8 protein-coding genes are annotated in these 21102 nt (G+C 48.2%); 2 read left to right on the top strand and 6 right to left on the bottom strand.

Annotated features, from left to right (window positions below; translation table 11 throughout):
* Nucleotides 1–8: 8 nt before the first annotated feature.
* The 5 genes from DXD68_RS18910 to DXD68_RS24565 all read right to left on the bottom strand — a co-directional run bounded on the left by DXD68_RS18910 (nt 9) and on the right by DXD68_RS24565 (nt 12615).
* The gene (locus DXD68_RS18910; protein ID WP_122363048.1) at nt 9–2372 is read right to left on the bottom strand and encodes a GH92 family glycosyl hydrolase; all 2364 of its coding nucleotides are present in this window, start codon (nt 2370–2372) and stop codon (nt 9–11) included.
* A gap of 107 nt (nt 2373–2479) precedes the next feature.
* Nucleotides 2480–3580: an ROK family protein gene (locus DXD68_RS18915; RefSeq protein ID WP_199715763.1), complete on the bottom strand. Its 1101-nt coding sequence runs from the start codon at nt 3578–3580 to the stop codon at nt 2480–2482.
* A gap of 158 nt (nt 3581–3738) precedes the next feature.
* A complete protein-coding gene (locus tag DXD68_RS18920) occupies nt 3739–5490 on the bottom strand; it encodes a class I mannose-6-phosphate isomerase (RefSeq protein ID WP_122363049.1) in 1752 nt (583 codons plus the stop codon).
* A gap of 4 nt (nt 5491–5494) precedes the next feature.
* Nucleotides 5495–6793, bottom strand: coding sequence for an amylo-alpha-1,6-glucosidase (locus DXD68_RS18925; RefSeq protein ID WP_122363108.1), 1299 nt, complete (start codon nt 6791–6793; stop codon nt 5495–5497).
* A gap of 167 nt (nt 6794–6960) precedes the next feature.
* Nucleotides 6961–12615 carry an alpha-2-macroglobulin family protein gene (locus DXD68_RS24565; protein ID WP_233577219.1) on the bottom strand — a complete coding sequence of 1885 codons (5655 nt, stop codon included), beginning with the start codon at nt 12613–12615 and terminating at the stop codon, nt 6961–6963.
* A gap of 132 nt (nt 12616–12747) precedes the next feature.
* Between DXD68_RS24565 and DXD68_RS18940 the strand changes: the two genes are divergently transcribed.
* On the top strand, nt 12748–12969 hold the full coding sequence (locus tag DXD68_RS18940; protein ID WP_122363050.1) for a hypothetical protein: 222 nt from the start codon (nt 12748–12750) through the stop codon (nt 12967–12969).
* Nucleotides 12970–13038: 69 nt separating this feature from the next.
* Complete coding sequence (gene pbpC, locus DXD68_RS18945; protein ID WP_410510732.1) at nt 13039–15390, top strand: penicillin-binding protein 1C; 2352 nt, start codon at nt 13039–13041, stop codon at nt 15388–15390.
* Nucleotides 15391–15467: 77 nt separating this feature from the next.
* Here the strand turns inward: pbpC and DXD68_RS18950 are convergent, their stop codons facing one another.
* Nucleotides 15468–21098: a T9SS type A sorting domain-containing protein gene (locus tag DXD68_RS18950; RefSeq protein ID WP_122363052.1), complete on the bottom strand. Its 5631-nt coding sequence runs from the start codon at nt 21096–21098 to the stop codon at nt 15468–15470.
* Nucleotides 21099–21102 lie beyond the last annotated feature (4 nt).

The following is a 21102-nucleotide window of genomic DNA, read 5'->3' on the forward strand; positions in this document are numbered from 1 at the left end:
TATATTCTTTATTTGTAATCATCCACTGCACGATTACCCATATCCATCTCCAGACGCCCTCCGGCAGTGATTGTTTCAAAAGGAATACGAATGGCAGGATACACCTCGCCATTCAGGCGGTATTGCTGCACATAGACATTTTCCTTACTATTGTTCTTTGCTTCGATAACGAACTCTTTTCCTTTATAATATTGGTTGTTGAGTTGGATGGTTATCTTGTCAAATACCGGACTGCCCAAAGCAAAGGAAGGCGTTGAATCCGTCAGGCCTTTCACGTCGAACATTCCCAGCGAAGCGATCACGTACCAGGCACCTAACTGGCCCTGATCTTCATCCTGTCCGTAACCGTAGCCATGTATTCCGTCCGTACCGTAGAACTCATCGAGGATGGCACGTACCCATTTCTGGGTTAGCGAAGGGCGGCCGGCTTCATTGAACAACCAGGAGATATGCAGGCAAGGCTGGTTACCATGGTTATACAGGGTTTGCAAGCCGGCAAAGGCACCTACTTCCGTACCACCGCTGAATATCAGTTTTTGAGAAACCGTAAAGATGCTATCCAGGCGCTGATTGAATACGTCCGCTCCTACCTTGCCGGCTAATGCTTCCGCATCATGAGGCACATAGAATGTGTACTGCCAGGCATTTCCTTCCTGGAAACCGCGCCAGACCTGCATCGGGTTAAAATCACCGATAAACTGTCCGTCTGCCTTTTTCGGGCGTACGAAATTGGTCGAAGGGTCGTAGATACGTTCCCAGCCTTTGGACAGCCACATCAGCCGATCGTAATCTTCCGTCTTACCGAGTTTCTTTGCCCACTGGGCTACGGCCCAGGCGCTATAAGAATACTCCAGGGTGTGGGAAGCTGAGAACATAAACGCTTCGTCCGGTCCGTCACCTTTATCCATGTGGGGGACATAACCGTATTTGAGGAACATGTCCGTATCGACCTTACCGGCACCCAGCGGACGGTTGGTTCCGTCGAGTTCATTCTTGAGGGAGGCTTCGTAGGCCAGGTCTACGTCAAAGTCGCGGATACCGCATTGGTAAGCACCTGCTACAATCGTACTCAGCAGGTTCGTGCCGACACCCGATACGTAACGGCTGTTGGCAATACCGTCCGCCAGCCATCCGGCATCTTTATAGACCAACAAATGGCTGCTGATGTAATCGGAAGCGTATTCAGGATAAGCCAATACCCATACCTGCGATAGGTTCCACTGGGCACCCCAGGCGGCATCGGTATTATACAGGTTATGCACCGGCTTGCCGTCTTTCACAGGAATCTGTCCGACACTGCCGTCGTTGCGGGGATAAGCTCCGTTCACGTCGCTCGCCAGCCCGCGTCCGAGCAGGGCATGATAGAGGCCGGTGTAGAATTTCACCTTGTCTTCTTTCACAGGAGTTTCTACGCGGATACGTCCGAGGTAGTTTTCCCATTGCTGATGGGCAGCTTCTTTCGCCTGGTCGAAGGTGAGTGTAGGTGCTTCCGTCGCCAGGTTCAGGCGGGCATTCGCTACGGAAGTGTATGAGAGGCCGACCTTGGCCGTAATACTTTCGCCTTCGTTCGTTTTATAAGTGAGGTACAAACCGGAGCCAATACCTGAAATATGCCGGGCGTCCGGCTGCACCTTTTCTCCGATAAATGTACCGTAACCTTCCGGCTGTTTATCCAGCCGAGCGAAGAAATAGAGAGGTACTTCTGCTCCAGGCTGATATTTCTTTACGTATCCCGGCAGAGTGATTACCCAGCCTTCTACTGTTCCATCTTCGTTCAGGGTGACGGAGGCATCTTTCACAGCACCGCTCTCCCCCTGCCTGTTACCGATATCGAATAGAATACGGCTCTCGTCGGATGCCGGGAAGGTATAACGCTGGAAAGCCACACGGGGCGTAGCGGTCAGTTCTGCACGTATATCGTAATCCTGTAGATTCACGGAATAATAGCCGGCCGTTGCGATCTCTTCCGAATGGTCGAAACGGGAACGATAGCCAGTTCCGGTTGAATCGTCCACAGCACCGGGGACAGTCTTCAACTCGCCCACTGTCGGCATCAGAACGATACCGCCTACCTGGAACTCATGCAGGCAGGGGAAACCTTCGATCGAAGTATCCCGATAATCATAGCCGGTAGCTTCCCAGCCGGAGTTATTCCCCAGATGCCCGTTAGTCGACGGGGCAGGCTTTGCCATTCCGAAAGGATAAGCTCCCGGAGTGAAATGGAACCAGCGGCAATGGGCTGTCCCGATACGCGGCTCCACATATTGGGACAGTTCTTCGGCAGCTTTCTCCTCCTTTACCGACGAACAGGCAATAACCAGTCCACCTGCCAGCAAACAAAGGGCCGCACTTAATAGATTGTTTTTATTCATGACGTAACTTGTTTATTATTTTAGTTGACAGTTGACAAGTGACAGTTGACAGATATTTTGGCTTTCAGCCGATTTATTTATCGAGCGCAAAGCTCATCTGTCAACTGTCATCTGTCAACTATCAACTGATTTAGAGCGTAAACATAAGCACCCAAAGCTACCGAACGGCTGGCTCCCTGCTTACTGATCATGACTCCGATACGTTTACAAGGGTCATAGTCCACTTCACGGCCTGAACCGGGGACACGTATCTTCACGGCTTCTCCTTTTGCAAACTGGTTGAACTCAGCCTCGTCATCCAGATTATAGGCTTTACTTTGCAAGCGACAGAAACGACTGCCGTCCATCATACCGGTCTGGCTGTTCATCTCCTGTAAAAGTGCAGGAAGGATATATTTGGCTGCACCGGTCAGACCACCGCCAATCACGACCAGGCCGTCGATCAACGTGATAGCTTGTGCAATGGCATCTCCTGCCATCTCTCCCAACTCGGCAAAAGCACGAAGGGCTGCTTCCTGATTACCCGGGCGGATACCTTCTGCCATATCGAATATATCTTTCGGAGTATAAACATGGGGGTCCCCGGAAAGCTCCCGGAACACACGTTGTACAGCACGGATACTCACGCTTTCTTCCACGATATAGGGGTGATATTTCTTATTGCGGAAACACCAGATGTCACCTCCGGCAGCATTATCGCCCATCAGCAGATTTCCGTCGATAACGACTCCGGCTCCGAAGCCTGTGCCCAGTGTGAGACCCAGCAGGTTTTTATAACGTTTGATACTGCCTGCTTTTTCCAGACGGTTGTTTATCTCCGGTAAAGCACCGGTCAATGCTTCCCCGTAGGCAAAAAGGTCACCGTCATTATTTATGAAGACAGGGATATTGAATATATCTTCCAAATACGGGCCTAACGCCACACCTCCCCGGAAAGAAGGGAAATTCGGCAGGTCACCGATGATACCTGCCGGATAGTCTGCCGGACCGGGAAAAGCGAAGCTGATAGCGACCGGTGGTTCCGGTAGTTGCTCGCGGATACGGGTAAAACCTGTTGCCAGTTGTCCCAGGCATTGTTCCTGACTACAGGCACAGGAGGGTAAAGTGATCGGGGTCACGATCTCGTCGCCCCCGCGGATAGCCGAGAAGACCAGGTTGGTTCCTCCGGCGTCGAGGGTCATTACTATGCGGTTATCGTTACTATACATAATTATATATGTGTGTGTGTTTAATATATGTGTTTTATTTTTGAAGTTGACAGTTGACAAGTGACAGTTGACAGATATTTCGGCTTTCAGCCGATTGATTGACCGAACGCGAAGCCCAACTGTCACTTATCAACTGTCATCTGTCAACTAAAATAGGTTTATCCTTTCACCCGGACATACGCTTTAATCGTTCCACAGGTTTTCCCTTCGGAAATACCATACGGGCGAATGGTGTAATCGCCGACGATGGCAGGAACGATAAACGTTTCGGCGTAATGGACAATGAAAGGTTCGAACGCATTCGTCGGACTTTCCACGATCAGCTCATCCCCTTCGATCACATTAAAAACGTTGACTCCCCCACCCGTATTGTGCGGTACCTTTCCGGTAAACCAGTGACGACGGGTTTCGATAAACTCATTCTCATGCAGGCCGGTACGTTCTTCCACCCAACCTTCGCCTTCTGCACGAGGTTCGAAATGGTTGACCAGCTGATCGCGTACGAAATCGGTCTGCCGTTCCCACTGGATCACATGGGAGCCGTGTTTGATATTGATTGGACGCGGCTTACCGTCCAGTCCCAAACGCCCCCAATCCCACAGTTTGAAGGTGAAAAGGCTGGGTGTCGCACTGATCTCAAGCACCATCGCATTCGAACCCGAACAATGGATAGTCCCGTTCGGGATCAGGTAATGGTCATGTTTCTTTGCCGGCCATTTGTTCACATACTTCTCCGTATCGAAGGGTTCGCCCGATACCTGTGCTTCATTCAAAGCGGCGATCATCTCTTCCGGATCGACACCGGTTTTCAGTCCGAGATAAACGGTTGCATCCTCTCCGGCATCCAACAGGTAGTAACTCTCGTCCTGCGTATAATAAATACCGAACGTATCACGTATATATTGAGTTGTCGGGTGAACCTGTAAACTCAGATTACCCCCTCCCATCGTATCGAGGAAGTCGAAACGTATCGGGAAGTCCTGTCCGAAACGCGATTCTACCGGACCACCCAATAAGTTACGAGTCTGATAGAACACCAGGTTATTGGAAGCCATCTCGAACAGTTCGCCTGCGACTTTCAGATACAGACTATTCTCTTCCGGCACACAGTCGAAGCACCAGCCAAAATTCTCCTGTTCCTTATCCAGGTCGCATACTTCTTTCATCCACTGGCCGCCCCAGGGTGCAGGGTCGAAGAAGGGAACCACACGGAACGGCTGATGGGCAGTCTTTTCCAGACCGGCGCGCATCGTCTCACCGGTGATCATCTTCGGCATATCAGGAATATGGGTATCCAACCAGTAATCGACCTTAGGCAGTAATTCTTTCTTCAGGGCATCACAGACATTCCAGTCGATGAAATACCCCCGTTTATAATGGTATGAAGGAGCCTCTTCACGGTTCTTCACGCCTAGTCCGTCGATCTCGCCCCGACGGAAACGCTGCTGGATCTCCCAGCGTGCCATATCGACATAGACCAAGACATCGGCTTCGCGGACAATCTCCGCCGCAGCATGTCCGTAAACAATAATCAGGCCGGTAGCCGCTGCAATCTTTTCGCGGCATTCTTTTACTTTGTCTGCATCCAGGAAGTCCGCATAGTAAAACGGTGCGCGACGTCCAAAAAGGCGATCGTCTGTCAGATAAGGATAAGTCATCTTCTCAATGTCTCTTACGCCTTTAAAACACTGATCCGAATGAATCATCAATGAAGGTTCCAACGCTACCAGGTGTTCAGCCAGTTTATCTGTATACACACCATGATAACACTCGATAACAACGACCTTTCGTGCCAACTCTTCCGGGACGTTGCATACTTCCTTCAACTTATCCAGAACAGACTCCCAACCTTTCCAAAGAGCCCCGTCGACTGTTGTCGAGGGACTTTTATCGTAATTACTCTTTCTCATTATTTTATTTATTTTCTTCTGACCATTCATTAAACATCTCGATAGCTTTCGCCAGTACTCCTGCCGATCCTTTGAAATGACCGGAACCACTGGGCACACCACCCATGCCGTACCATTCATAGAAACCCTTATTTTTGATCACCCGGTCGATCATCGGTCGTACCTCCTCGTAGGCTTCCTTTACCATACCGTTAGCAATAAGCTGCTGGATCATACGGCCACCGAACCAGGTCCAGTCGCCACCATTCTGATAGATATAGACTTTCGACATTCCTCCACGGAAAAAGTTTTCCGGATAAGTAGGATACAGGGTCAAACCGATACTCGGCATACCTGACAGGCGGACATTTTCCAACATCTGTGCATTGACAGTTGCTATCTCTTCCGGTGACAAAAGTCCGGCTTCGATGGCAATGGCAGTGCCTCCGTGATAATGCACGTCCAGCTCATTGAAACCTTCGGGTATCGGGGAGTTTTCAGGATAGATATGCGGGATAAACTTCTGCCGCTGTGCATCCCAAAGGTGCTTACGTACATTCGCTGAGATATGCTGGCGGAGTTCTTTCCAACGGAGCTTATCGGCTTCATCGGTAGTCATCTCATCCATATAGTTGAGAGCGATGATGAACATGGCATTATCGTATACGTCGATAGCCGGGTCGGACAGTTCGTTCATATCACAACCAAAATCGTCGTTAGGTTGAACGTCTCCCCAGTCCGCCGTCATAGCACCGTAGAGAAGGCCGTATTGTTCATTATACCGTTCCCGCATCAGATAGTCGATCATTCCGACCATACGCTGGTAGACGGTACGACCGGCAACCGTTTCATTCAGGATAGAGGTATCACCGGTCTTACGGATATACTTTCCTACGATATGGATCAAAGAGGATTCCTGGTCGGTCTCTACCGTATTCTTAAAAGCGACATGATCGGGGGCTGCCTCCGAATAATACGGATGGTCATCACCCCAGTTGAAGTCTGTTTTCAGGACATAACCGTCTATCATTTCGTCGTTCGGCTGCTGCAATGCAAAGAACAGCAGGATGGCATTACGCAGGTCGGACGGGTTGCTTTCCTCGCAGGCTACTTCGATAAAAGTGTTCATATCGCGTGCCCAGATTTGGGAGTAACCGCTTCCGGCGTTAAAACCGCTACGGATAACTGAACGGGCCATACTGTCGACCACATGGAAACTCTGATCGGCAAGAATTTCTTTGGCTAACTGCTGTGTCTCCGTAGGGGCTGTACAAGATAAAAGTCCCCCACAAAACAGGGTAAATAGTAAGTGTCTCTTCTTCATGAATCTGTTGTATAAATATATTGCAAAGATAGAGAGGTTGCTTCTGATTAAAGCATTCATTTGTTTCGATATACTTATACTATCTTACGATTCTTATAACTATAAAAAAAGACTTACGGCTTTTGAGTAAAAACCGTAAGTCTTTTTCCTGATTTCCCGGCAGTATTTTATTCAACGACTACCTCTTTCCCTTCCGTATTCGCCCGGATCAGATTATCATACATCGCTTCACAATAGACCGGCGGCAGATAGAACCGTCCCGGATAGACGGCACAAAGGTTGATCTTGACCGTCACCTGGCGACCGGAAGGCAGCTGATCGATATAACTATATACCTTGTCATCGCGGATATCCTGATAGTTGATACCGGCTGTCTTGCTGTCGGCTGCCCCTTCGTTAAGGAAGCGGGTATTGAGGATTTCCCAACCGGCAGGGAAGATTTCTGTCAACACCAGGTTGTTGTAACCACGTGCAGACGGGTTCTTTACGGTGACTACGCAGGCGAAGTTCGTTCCCTGCGGCAGCTTGGTGATATCTACCGCACGACCATTCGGATCGGTATAGCTGACTGCCATCGACAGACCGTTGGCATAGGCTTCCTCCTTGCCTTGTGCCGGAATGCCTTCGGTAATGACACGGGCGAACAAGGTCGATTTACCCGTATTCTTCAATTCCAGAGAAGCAGATACTCCGGCTTTGTCGAGCAAGACTTCCGTCCAGATATTTTTAGTTGTACTTACTTGGCTCGCCGTACTGCCATAAGCATAGGTAAACTCCATCGTTCCGGATACCTTATATTTAGTCATATACTCAGAAAGCGAAACGAGGGCAAAGGCTGTCGACTGCGTACTCAGCCAGTCGTCCGATGAAAGCACTTTCGAGATACCGCGGGTCAATATGGCGGCCTCTTTGCCGTCACCCAATAAGGTTAATGTCATCAGCCGGATGGCTTGATCGCGCAGGTCGCTACCGAAAGTCAGGTCGTAATCGGAATAATCCGTTTTCACTTCCGTTGTTTTCTCGATCAGGCCTTTCGCCACATCGGTACGGCCCACCAACGCATAGGCGGAAGCCAATAGCCAACGGCTCATCGGAGCCAGCGATTTGTTTTCCTTCAGACGGTTCATCGCCCCTACTTCGGGCACCTGTCCCAGAGCCAATACATATAAACGATAAGCCTGTGTCATTTCTTCCGAACGGGAATAGTAAGAGCTTACCGGCTTCCAGTCGCGGGCAACGCGGCGCAGGTTGTTCAAGACGTTACGCTTCATTCCGTCGGGAACCAGATATCCTTTTGCTTCGGCCGACAACAGGAAGTGGGTTGCATAGACTGTTCCCCATCCGTTGCTGCTCGTACCACCGGGCCAGTAAGAGAATGCTCCATCTACGGTCTGATAAGAACGCAGGCGGCGGATCACCTCTTTCACTGCATTTTCGGTCGTATTCTGTTGCTGCTTCGTCAAGGCGGCAAACTCACCTACATAGAGTTGCGGGAAACCCTTCGATGTGATCTGCTCCACACATCCGTGCGGATATCCGATCAGGTATGACAGGCGGGAAGAAAGATTCAACGGCGGCACATCCGACATTTCCAGCGACAAGGAGTTGGTTCCTGCCATGCCAGGGAGCTTAACGGTTTCTTTCCAGGACTTGCCGGCTTCGAGGGTAACAGGCAGTACCTTCACCTGCGGACGGCTGACGGAACGTATCTCGATATCGGTCGTGTAGACGGACTTGTCGCCCTTACCCGAGGCCGTAATAGTCACCCGACCGGCACCAGGCTGGTCTTTTACCCGAATGCGGAACAGGGCCTGTTTGTCACTCTTCTCCGTAAAGTGAAGCTGCTGGCTGGGGGCTCCTATCACTTCCATATTAGCGGAACAGGTGATGGAGACATCGACATTACCTACCCCATTTTCAGTAGCAAAGACAGTGGCCGGAACAACCATCTCCTCTCCTACACCGATCACACGCGGCAAAGTGCCCAGCAGCATGACCGGCTTACGTACGAATACGCTCTTGTCGGCATGCCCGTAAGCCTCACCGTTTCCGGCTACGACCATTACTTTGACACGACCGTTATAATTCGGCATCGTATAGATATGACGCTGCTGCTTTCCCTTCCGCAACAGGAACGGGCCTTCGAACTGCACCACCGGTTTGAAACGGTTGACGATGGCTTTCGGCCCTTTGTTCAGGGCATCGTCGCCACCGATACTGAACAGTTGCTCGATGCGTCCGCCGTAAGCACCGACTACATAGTTATACATATCCCAGGTACTTACGCCCAATGCTTCACGGGCATTAAAGGCTTTCCAGGGTTCGGGTGTGCGGAAGCGGGTAAGGTCGAGCAGGCCTTCATCGACGATAGCCAGCGTATAAGCCATTTCGCGACCGTCCTTTTCCGAGACGACCACTTCGTATTTGGCTTCCGGCTTGATCTCGTCAGGCACACTGATCTGTGGATACAGATGGCTTTCAGGAGAAGTCACCGTGAAAGGTACAACGCCGTACATACGGATCGGCAGGTCGTTCTGCGTAAGCCCGTGAGGCTGCAACAACGTGACGTAGACGTATGCATTCGGCTGCATCTCTTTAGTTACATCCAGCTTGATCGTTGTCTGCTGGTCGTCGCAGGTATGTTCGGTAACGGATAGTACCTTCGTCCCATTCTCGATACTGACAACGGCACGGCTTCCCTTGGCGGATGGGATGGTGATAACCAGTTTCTCGCCCGGTTTATAGTTGTCTTTATCTGTCTTAAAGCTCAACATATTAGCCGACTCGCTGCCATCAGCGTTGCGGCGTCCTTCGTTATACGGCCAGTCGAAATAGCTCATTACTCCGGTGGAGTGTTTGCTTTCCTTATCCTTCACGGAGATAAAATAGGTACCCCATTCTTCGTTGCTGAACGAGAGTTGGAAGGTACCCCGACCGTTCTCGCCGGTGCGGACGGTTAATTGCTTAACCGGCTTATTATAAGAGTCGGATACGTAGTTAGCCAAGCTGCTGTTGTCCGAACTCCACCACCAGTACCAATATACTTTATATACCTGCACATCCAGTTCCGTGTTGGCCTGCGGATTTCCCTGATAGTCGGTCGAAGCGACTTCGTAGGTATAATTGCTTCCGGTATTCAACTGCTCACGTGTCTGCTGCGGCGATTTGATACCGGCATACCGCTTGTAAGGAGAATAAAGCATCCTGTTCGCATCGATACTAAAATCGCCCGACTCTTCATAGACACGGGTCACGAAGTTAGCCATCAACATGCCCGGGGCGGTCGTACCGATCTCGAACCTGGCCTGTATGGTAGCATCCCCTTTGTCGTCGGTCGTACCGGAGATCAGTTTACTTTCTTCACTGTTGAATGTCTTCGACGGATCATCGAAGTAGAAATCCTTATAGCCTTTAAAGGTGGTCGGGGTCGAGATAAAGGTGCCTTGAATGTCGTATTTCAGATTTCTAGCCGTTGCTCCCTGCAACCATTCCACATGCAGGCGCCCGTTCAGAGGTTCGCCCCGCAATATCGTAGGGGCGGTTCGCGAACCGCCCGTACCGAGGCTGGCCCTATCAATGCTGGCCCTATCAATGCTGGCCCTATCAATGGCGCCATCATCCATGCTGGCCTTATCCATGCTGCCTTTATTGGTTCCGCCGGCAAATGTTAAATCTATTTTCAGCCGGTTCGGTTTGATCGATTCCACGCGCAGGCGTTTGGTAAAGCTGACACCGCCGACGTTTACATTCACATTCCAGGCTCCGGTCGGTGCATCCGGTTCGGTCGGCATGGTGAAAGAGTAAACGCCCAGTTCGCCGCGTGTCTGTGTCTTACGCTGGTAAAGCTGCCCCAACGGATTATAGAGTTCCATCACTACCGGATGGTTCGCCGGAAGTTTCTTTGCCCGGTCGTTCAGCATAAAGCTAAGGAAAAGCGTATCGCCCGGACGCCATACGCCCCGGTCACCGTAGATAAAACCTTTGATGCCTTTCTGTACCACTTCACCGGACACGTCGAACGAGCTTAACGATAAGGCCGAACCTCCATCCACACGCAAATAGGAACGTTGGTATCCCTGCGAAGCAATCACGTAGAAAGGTTTGCCGGAAGCGATCTTCAATTTCACCTCTCCTTTGCTGTCGGTCGTACCGGAAGCCAGTACCTGGTTCTGATAATTATAGATGGATACATTGACACCGTTTTCGGGAGACGTACTGAGCAAGTTATGTACCAATACCGTCATTTCGTTGTCTTCGCCGGCCATTGCCATCAGTCCGAGGTTGGTGGCCAACACGTTCTTGCCTTCTACCTTATTATAATAGTAACTGTTCGAACAAGGGTCATTCCGTTCGCTGTAGTTGTAATCGTTCCAGTTGAAATCGCCGTTATAATAATAGTAACCGCCATCATCGAAGCGGGAGCTTTCTTCTTTGAACTTGATCTCGTCTTCAGCCAGAAGTTGTTCGCGCGATACTTTTATCGAGTCGTCACAAGGGTAGGCCGACAGGTCTTTATTGAAAGAAAGCTCTACCCGGTAGATGGCTCCGGGCTCCGGCTCCATGAGTTTCTTCAAGTCGACCGCGTATGTGTTCCATTGGGAAAGGTCGCTACCATCCTCATCCAGGAAGATCGTCTTACGGGCAACCAGTCGGCCTACGCGCATCAGGTCGGAAGTCCCATCCAGGTTGTTCACCTGCAGGAACTGGCCGATATTCTGTTCCAGTATCTTTATCACGCGAACCACCACTCCCCGAAGATAAACGGCCTGGAACGGTACCAGCAGTTCGGTGGATTGCGGGATGACTACTCCCTGTCCGATAAACTTAACGTCGGGCAAAGAGGTGTTGATCTCGATCTGGCGGGTGACGTCTTCTTTCAGCGTCAGCCCGTTCTTACTACGAATCTGACGAGTCAGGTGTACATTCATAACGCCCTTACGTTGGTTGTCGGGATATAAACGTAGGCGGTTGCCCTCCACGTTGACCGTCTCAGATGTATTTCCTGCGATGAAAGCCAGTCCCTGCATGTCCTGCGAAGAGTCCAGGTCTTTGGTAAACGTCACTTCCACATAGCGTTCAGGCTCTGTCACATAGGTCACGTCATATACGTCGAAATCGTTCATATCCGGAATAGAGACGGTTAGCAATTTGTCTTCGGCTACCCCTGATTTATTAGGAGCTACCGAAAGGGTGAATGTCCGCGTGCCGTCATTCCCGGCTTGTACATTCTGCAAGGTAACCTGATGTTTCTTACCGTCGGGACTGTGCTGCCATACCGCATCCGCTTTCTCCGAGTAGCGTACAAGTGACTCGACCGTCTCTGGTGTTTCCTTATCCGGAGTAAGCAGGGTACAGACTATATCATAACCGTTCTCATTTTTTGCATTGATATCCATCGACTCCAGGTTTGCACGAAGTGCCAGCGGGAAGGTGGAAAATTCAAAGGCGAACTCTTTATCTTTACCTGTCACGTCGAACCATTCGGAAAGGTTGGCAGTCAGCTTATAGGTTGTATTCCGTTCAAATGCTTTTGTTGGTTTGAATACGATAGTCCGGTTATTCTCAAAAGAAAACCCACCGGCCACCTCGGGCTTTATACGGACAAGCTTACTCAACCCGTCACTCTTCAGTTTATCCTGTGCGATATCCTGATTAAAGATCAGATAGACCGGCATATACCGGGATATCTTGCCGGAAGTAAATGCTTCTACATGCGGATTGAAAGGCAACTCCTCCGCCTCTCCCCCGCCACTTTTTGTATTACAACTACTAAACAAGCACAACAAATAGCATAAACACACCCAATAAAGATACCTTGCCATAGTTTATTCAATTAACGGTTACTACTTATTCTTAGCCAATGAGATAACATTACGAATGTACACATTTATTTTTTAAAAGGAATGAGTTATTTGCAAAAAAGGACTACATTTGTAATAACTAAAACAAAATATATGGGAAGAAAAAGAAACAATATTGACCGATCACTGAATGATATTGCTAAAGGAAGAGTATATACGGCAAAAGATATTGATGACTTAATGGATCATCTCGCAAAAAGCACTAACGATCTAGCACTAATCAAGCGAATCAAAGAAGCAGAAAAAGAAATCAGTAACGGGAAAACAACAAAAGTGAAAGACATCAACAATATATGGAAAAGTATCATCCCTTAGGTCATTATGACGATAAATAAAACCCGGATACTATATCCTATCCTGTTTCTCCTATCCCTATGGGGCATCATGTTCCTCCTGGTTCCCCGTGTCTTATTCTCCGTTCCCTACTCTACTTTACTTTATTCTTCGGAAGGCAACCTGTTGGGAGCACGTATTGCGCCGGACGGACAATGGCGGTTTCCGGCTACGGACTCGTTACCGGAGAAATTTGTCACCTGCCTGACCACCTATGAAGACCGGCATTTCTTCTATCATCCCGGGATCGATGTGACAGCTATTTTGCGTGCCGCCTACCTCAATGTCCGGCATCACCGTGTCGTCAGCGGAGGAAGTACACTGACGATGCAACTGGCACGTATCGCCAGAGGAAACAAAGACCGTACCGTTTATGAGAAAAGCATCGAAATGTGCTGGGCCCTCTTCCTCGAAACGACCCACAGCAAAAAAGAAATACTGAACCTATACGCCTCCCATGCCCCGTTCGGCGGCAATGTAGTCGGCATCGAAACAGCCGCCTGGCGTTATTTCGGACGCAATGCCTCCGAACTGTCCTGGGCGGAGAGCGCCACACTCGCCGTCCTGCCCAACTCCCCCGCCCTGATCCATCCGGGGAGAAACCGCAGACAACTGAAAACCAAACGCGACAACCTCCTTTTTACTCTAAAAGAAAGAGGTATCATCGACAACACCGAATACGAACTGTCCTGTATGGAACCCCTACCGGAGGCCCCTGTCCCCTTGCCCGACGAAGCCCCTCACCTGTTGGAACGGCTTGCCGCCCTTACCCCCGGAACACGTATCACGACTTCGGTACACTACTCCCTGCAAAAACAGACACAGGAGCTGGTCAACCGTTACGCCCTTGAATATAGCTCCAACCATATCCATAACCTCGCCGCCATCATCGCCGATGTCGAAACCGGCGAAGTACTGGCCTATGCCGGCAACGCCAGCTTCAAAGCCGACGAGAAACGTGGAAACCAAGTAGATGTCATCACCTCTCCCCGCAGCACGGGAAGTATACTGAAACCCTTCCTCTATGCCGGAATGCTCCACGACGGACAGATACTCCCTTCCACCCTCGTTTCCGATGTCCCGCTGAATATAAACGGCTTCATGCCACAAAACTATAACAAGACATTCAACGGAGCCGTCCCTGCCCACCGGGCTATCGAACGTTCGCTGAATGTTCCCCTCGTCCGCATGTTATCGCAATACAACACCGGACGTTTCATGACACTGCTGAAAGCATTGGGAATGACCACCCTCCGCTTTTCGGAAGAACACTATGGGGCTTCGCTCATTCTCGGAGGAGCCGAAGGAACCTTATGGGATCTCTCGGGGATGTACGCATCCCTCTCACGCGTGCTCACGCATTACCGCCTTTACAACGGACGATATAATCCGGGGGATATTCATCCATTGACAGCCCTGCCATATGCGGGCGGGGCAGGTACGGGCGGTTCGGGTAAGGGCGGTTCGCGAACCGCCCCTACGGGGGCAATCCAATCAATCGCAGACCCACGTCTCACCGACAAGCCCCTTCTTTCAGCCGCTTCCATCTGGTTCACCTACGAAGCGATGTCCGCCCTCAACCGCCCGGAAGAGGAAGCCGACTGGCAACAATTCGAATCGATGAAACAGATTGCCTGGAAAACAGGGACCAGCTACGGAGGACGCGATGCCTGGGCCATCGGTACAACTCCCCGTTATGTGGTCGGTGTATGGGTAGGAAACGCATCGGGCGAAGGCCGCCCGGGACTGACCGGTGTAGGCAATGCCGCCCCTGTCTTGTTCGATCTGTTCTCCTTGCTTCCCGGCGGTGATTGGTTCGACATACCTTACGACGAACTGGAAGAGGTAGCCATCTGCCGTAGCAGCGGTCACAAAGCATCGCAGATATGCGACCAGGTGGATAGCTTGTACATTCCCCGTTCAGGCATCAATACCCCCGTCTGCCCTTACCATCAGTTGATACATCTCTCGGCTGACGGACGTTTCCGCGTAAACAGCTCCTGCGAGTCGGTCGACCGGATGATCACCCGTCCCTGGTTCGTCCTCCCACCGTCCCTGGAATATTATTACCGCAATTACCATATCGACTATGTTCCTCTCCCGCCCATCAAACCGGGATGCGAACAAACAAAAAGTTCCGGGCAAATCGAACTGATCTACCCGGAACATAATGCCGTCTTATACCTCCCGAAAGGCTTCTCCGGCAAACCCGAAAAGTTTGTCTTCAAAGCCGCCCACGCCCGCGAAGAGGCAACCATCTACTGGCATCTCGACGACACCTACCTCGGCGAAACCACCGGCAACCACCAGATCGCCTGCCGGGTCTCGTCCGGCAAACATGTACTTACGCTGATCGACAACTGGGGCAATCAGCGCAAAATACTGTTTACATGCACGATGTAATTTTCCGAGCATCTACCGGGACGCCGGGCGCATCATCGATTCCCCAATTTGATATCATTTACATAAGAGTTACACTTTTACTTCACTTCTACCTTTTCACTTACGACTTGCGAACCGCTTTCGCCACGGACGACGTAGATGCCCGGTGCGAGGTGATCGACAGAGACGGTCGGGGTATTCAGGTTGCGCAAGGTGCGCAGGGCACGGCCGGAGATGTCGTAGACCGTCACTTCGCTGAGTGCATCGACCGAAGAGACGTCGATCCGTCCGGGGGCACTGTTGTAGAAGATGATGTGGCCCTGGGCGATGATTTCATTCGACGTGGCGATGGAGCCGTTCAGGAAGTAGCGTCCGTAGGTGTTGCCCGGGACGGTCAGCGTCAAGCCGTCGGTCACGTCGTAGCGCTTGCCGGTCTGTTTGTCTACCAGCTTCACGTTCTTCATGGCACCTGACAGTTTGAAGCTCAGCTCTACCGGGGTCGCGTCTTTGCCGTGGATGCCGACGGGGATTTCAGCCAGGTCGGGTGTCACGTTGATGGCTACCATCTGATTACCGGCAAGAGTATACACCTGTGGTGCGGCGACTTCCTCGTTGATCAGCAAGGCAGCGTCTTCACCCTCCACATAGCTGTCCGAAGCGGTAGCAAGACCGGCTACGACGGCGGTGTTGCGTATGCCGTCACGGGTGGCGGTGATGCGCAATTGCGGCAGGGGTTCTTCGGTCGGAGCGACGGTGGCAGAGCGCAAACCGAACTTTCCGGTTGTCGGGGCTTTCGCAATCATATCGGTTGTGAAAGTGGCAGAAGCCAAATCTTTCACGATGAATGATTGAAGAGGGGCGACGTATTGACCATTATAGCCGTCTGTACTTGTTGATAAAGTATAATTATCCCCAAACAGCACAGTTTCTGTTGCACTCTTGCCCATAATGTAATATACTTTTTCCGTAGATGTAGTCTTTTTAAAAAACTCCTCCATATTCAAATGCGACATGAACGGGTTACCGAACATACCACCTGTAGAGGAAGCCGAACAAGAGGTAACAGCCTTCTGTCCTTTTTCATCCGGGCTGATATGGAAACGACCGTTACCGACGCGATTTGTCAATGTTTTTTCATCTCCGCTACCTGTCGTACTACCATAATATGTATATTTATCATCTGCTTTCGGCAGACGGAACAATACTTTATTGGCATTATCTAAAGTTGCTTCATTCGCTTTTGTCCCAATCGAGAATCCAGTACCCGGCGTAAACGGAACATCTACATCATTGTAGAGGTTTGACCAGCTACCCTTAATTCCGTAATCGACTTGATTATTAGAACCTATACCTGGACGAACAACTATTGCACTAGCTTTATCCCATCCGCGCATATAGACGGCAGGTTGCCAACGGGTATAGTTTGTGTTATCATAGTTGATCTCCCCAAACGCCGGTGTCTCCTGACGTGCATACTTACCTACGTTACTTGTTTCTGTCGGCAAATACATATCCCCCGACACTACGCCTTTCAAGGGCGAAGCGAGCATGTACCAGCGGTTCGGAGCCATTTCGTAATCTACGTGTGCCTTGTTGTAAGTCAGGTATTCCGTATGCAGGATTTCCGATTCGGGCTTGATGTAGATCTCGTCGCAGGTGTTGCCGTAGAAGCGGACACAGGCGTAGCTGTGATTCTCTGAACCATCTTTTGGTATATCCGGATTCGTAACACATCCAAACAACTCCCGTTCATAATCCGGATCGGCAAGCAAGTCGTATTCGATATTCTTGGTGGCGGCACCGATGTTTTCGGTTGTTAAATTTGTTGGAACATCCATATTCAGCAAAACGTTCTTTGGATCTTTTTCCTGACTTCCTGTATTTTTCTTTAATTCATATAAATACGGATAAGCGGAATAAGCCTTACCGTCTTTATTGCCGACAACCGTCACTTTTGTAAAGCGCATCGGGGTGTAGGCTTCGTTATGAGTACCGTTTGCACTTGCGACACTCGTTGTGTACAGTTCCGCATCATTAGACCGTCTCCAATGCATTAGACCGTCATTGTTCCAGTTGTGCATACCGCTTTCGCTTCCTACCCACGTCACATATTCGGGGACGATTTTGAGGGTGAGTTGCATGGAACCTGTATAAGTAACCTTATTTTCGCTATTATCCTTTACGGCATAAGGTATATTGACCATATACCAGAAGCCTTCTTTGAAGTTATTAACTGCCTCTTGGGTGAATTTGATTGTGAAATAATTCGTACCCCAAGCTGCTGTTGTTGCATCATCGTCAAGTTTTACCAAAGTAGCAACCGGTTTATCGTTACTATATTTCGTGTCAGAAGTCTTTAAAACCTTTATGTTTGCATTGCTGTCATCCTTAACAAATTTCTCCCCATCTGCCGATTTACGGAAATGAATCGGAATACGCAATGTACCAGCACTAGCTTGCATATCCTTTATCTGAGTTAACATAACACGGACAGAGCGGACGTGTTTGTCTCCCCATTCATCCGGTTGAGGTTGGTCAGGATTATCCGGATCTTTAGGGTCGGGATCTTCCGGGTCTTTGGGATCTTCCGGGTCCTTAGGATCGGGCACATCGGGGTCCCCAGGATCGATGGTCGGAGGATTTGGGCCTAATTGGATTACGACAGGGTCAGGGCAATACAAATTGTTATTAATCTCATTACTATGATCATCTTGTTGAGCTTGTGGCAAACCTATAATTGTTTGGTATTTGTTTGCCATTTTGTACTCAAAGGATGCTGCATTCAAAACAAATTTGCCATTCGTGTTATTATCTTTATCGTATAAAAGAGCGTTTAAAGCAGTTTTTATAGCTTCTTTTTGGTCTGTATCAGTAGAATGTAACTTCAAAGCTTCAGCATAAGTGTATGAATTCCCTTGCACTTCCACTGTAGCCGTATTAAACTCTACGACATCTCCTATAAACCAATCAAACTTGGCATTCTCCAATGTTGTCCATGTCCCATCATTCAAATAACGGAAATTACCGGCTATTTTATATGTTTTCCCTTGTTGTGCATCTGTCGGCGATGAGATTTCAGTTTCCAAATTCTCCCCTTCGAATATCGTAAAGCGATCTCCCGTAAGAGAAAGATAAAATGGATCTCCGGTTAAAGCACAAGCATCGCATTTAGCAGGTACACTTGCATGGCCTATCGGTTGAGTGGAAATTCGGGCGATATATTGTTTTTTAGGATCAAAAGACTTACCAATATTAAGAGGAAGAGAATAGATCTTATCTCCCGAAGTTTTTCCATCCGAACCAAAATCTAAATTTACCCATTTCATATCTTCCTTACGAGTGGAAAGATAAGAGACACGACATAGTTCCGTTTGATCATCACCATCATAGTCGATTGATAGAGGGGTGTCTTTCGGATTTCCATTTGCATCACATTCATAAACAGAATAATAGATTTTTGTAAAGTATTCTACAGCCTCTTTTTCATTATCTTTATAAGTTGAACTTATATAATCTTTCAACTCCTTAGGCAGTGGATCATTTGGATTATCCCATTCAACATCCTTATTTATCCCTGTCACTTTTTCATTTTCAGTCAACCCCATTACACTCATTATATTACTATAACTTGTCGCATATTTGACTGTTTTTAATTCCGTATCACACAAGTCACCGGCTTGGATAATTTCAACTTCCGGTTTTCTTTTAAAGATACGGATATCGTCAATGGCATAGTCGGCTCCATCGGTGTGGGGCTCGTTGTTTTGGACTTCCAAATAAAATTCGGTACAGCCGGCGATCTCATCTTCCGAAACGACAAATTTGTAATGGAATTGTTGCCATTTCATAAGGTTATAATTAAATTTATCTCTGGTCTCTGTATTTACATTAGAAGCATTTGAATGACCAAGCTTATTATCTTTATAATCCGTTAATGCATCTCCTGTTGTAAACCTGTGAAGTACAACTTCTTCTTGACCTTTTACTCCTTTTAATATTATATTCAAATTAGGAACCAACGGAAGAGGATTACCATCAGCCCATACGTCACATCCCGGGCGCGTCATATCGGCTAACCATCCGGTTACGGTCAACTCCGTATTTCCACAAATAGAACCTTCTATTGGTACGGAAACCAAAGTTCCCGGTTCATCAGTTGCATCAATATAACAAAAATAACCGTATTTTGTATCACCTGCTTCCTTGGTTACTGTATAAGTTCGATCATACAATTCTCTGTTTTCATAAATTTTACTTCCATAATTATACGCTTTTTCTATATAAGGTGTTACCCACTTATAGTATCTATTTACATCGCCAGTAGAACAAAGACCATCATGTTTAGACTTACCTTCAACATTCGCACTTCTAAACAAGCCATACATTCCAGGATATGAAGTATAACACTTTGAATTTTGGTCTAATAAGGACTTACCGTTTTTATATATAAATCCGTAACTTGTTTCAGACTGGTTGAAAGAACCCAAAGGATTATTTGACATATTATCACCTGCTTGAATCTCATTTACAATAGAATTTTGGTCAAAATCAACAATCCCTATTTGTTTATATTTCTTAATATTCCCTCTGGGCCATCTGTCACTATCCTTATTTATCTCATCTTCCAATATGAACTTAGCATTCTCAATCGGATGAAAATTGAAAGTGGCAATAACCCCACTCTGATGGGGAGTGTTTTCATTACAAATGGCTCGTATATCAACCTTAAAATCATTTTTAAGCGCATCGTTTATTTCTATTTTCTGCGTCTGTTGCAAATCCAAGTCTGCCTTTCTTGTTACAAGATGAAAATCTTTAAAATCGGCATTATCATCACTATTTATTCGATATTGAAATTTTGATCCTTGGTGAACCTTCCCATCATTCCAAAAATAATTATCCGGTGTATAAGGCATAGATAAGTTTATAGATTCTGCATCTTTCGGAAAATCGATATGATAAATTGTTTTCTCCTGAATATAAGAAGGACACTCTTCCGCTTTTTTTATTACATACTTGTATCGTTTAAGCAAGGTGGGTTCTGCATATGTTCCTTTGATGTCAGAAGAACTTGAAGGTGTCCAAGTTCCATCCTGATAAACACTTACATCACAATACACAACATCACCATCTGCATAGTCCTCCGGCAATGTATAGACAATGGTAGAGGCGTCGATTCCCAGACCACGCTTATATTCACTCAAAATCCCGTTGGTTTGTTCCGGAATGACATTCGAATCTTTTAATCGATTCGACCAAATTAAGCCATCGGTTTCTTTGACTTTGATAAAATAATCATGTGTTATGTACAAATCTGCATTTCCTGTATTTCCTACTGAGTTTTCATTACATATACTCAAAGATCCACCTCTATTAGCAGACATGTTTTTAGTAACAGTTACTGAGTGATGTCCTATTCTTTCTTTGACAAAATTATCCCCATTTTTCACATACCAATGAACAAACCAGTTGTAGGATTGGTCATTATTGTTCCTCGTATTTACATTCAACACTGGTATCGACAATACACGTGGCTTAGTTGGATCAACATAAATAATCTCTTCTTTCACATGAACTTTATCATGATCTTCTGAAAACATTAGGCTAATCACCGGTCTAGTCGTCGTTTCCTGTCCCCAAGCCATCCCGACACCTCCGCCTGTGAGCAGGGCAAACGACAGGAGTAACGTTCGGAGCCATTTGTCATATATTGTTTTTTTTCGTTTCATCGTA

It is taken from the genome of Parabacteroides sp. TM07-1AC (assembly GCF_003480915.1).
Taxonomy (GTDB): Bacteria; Bacteroidota; Bacteroidia; order Bacteroidales; family Tannerellaceae; genus Parabacteroides; species Parabacteroides chongii.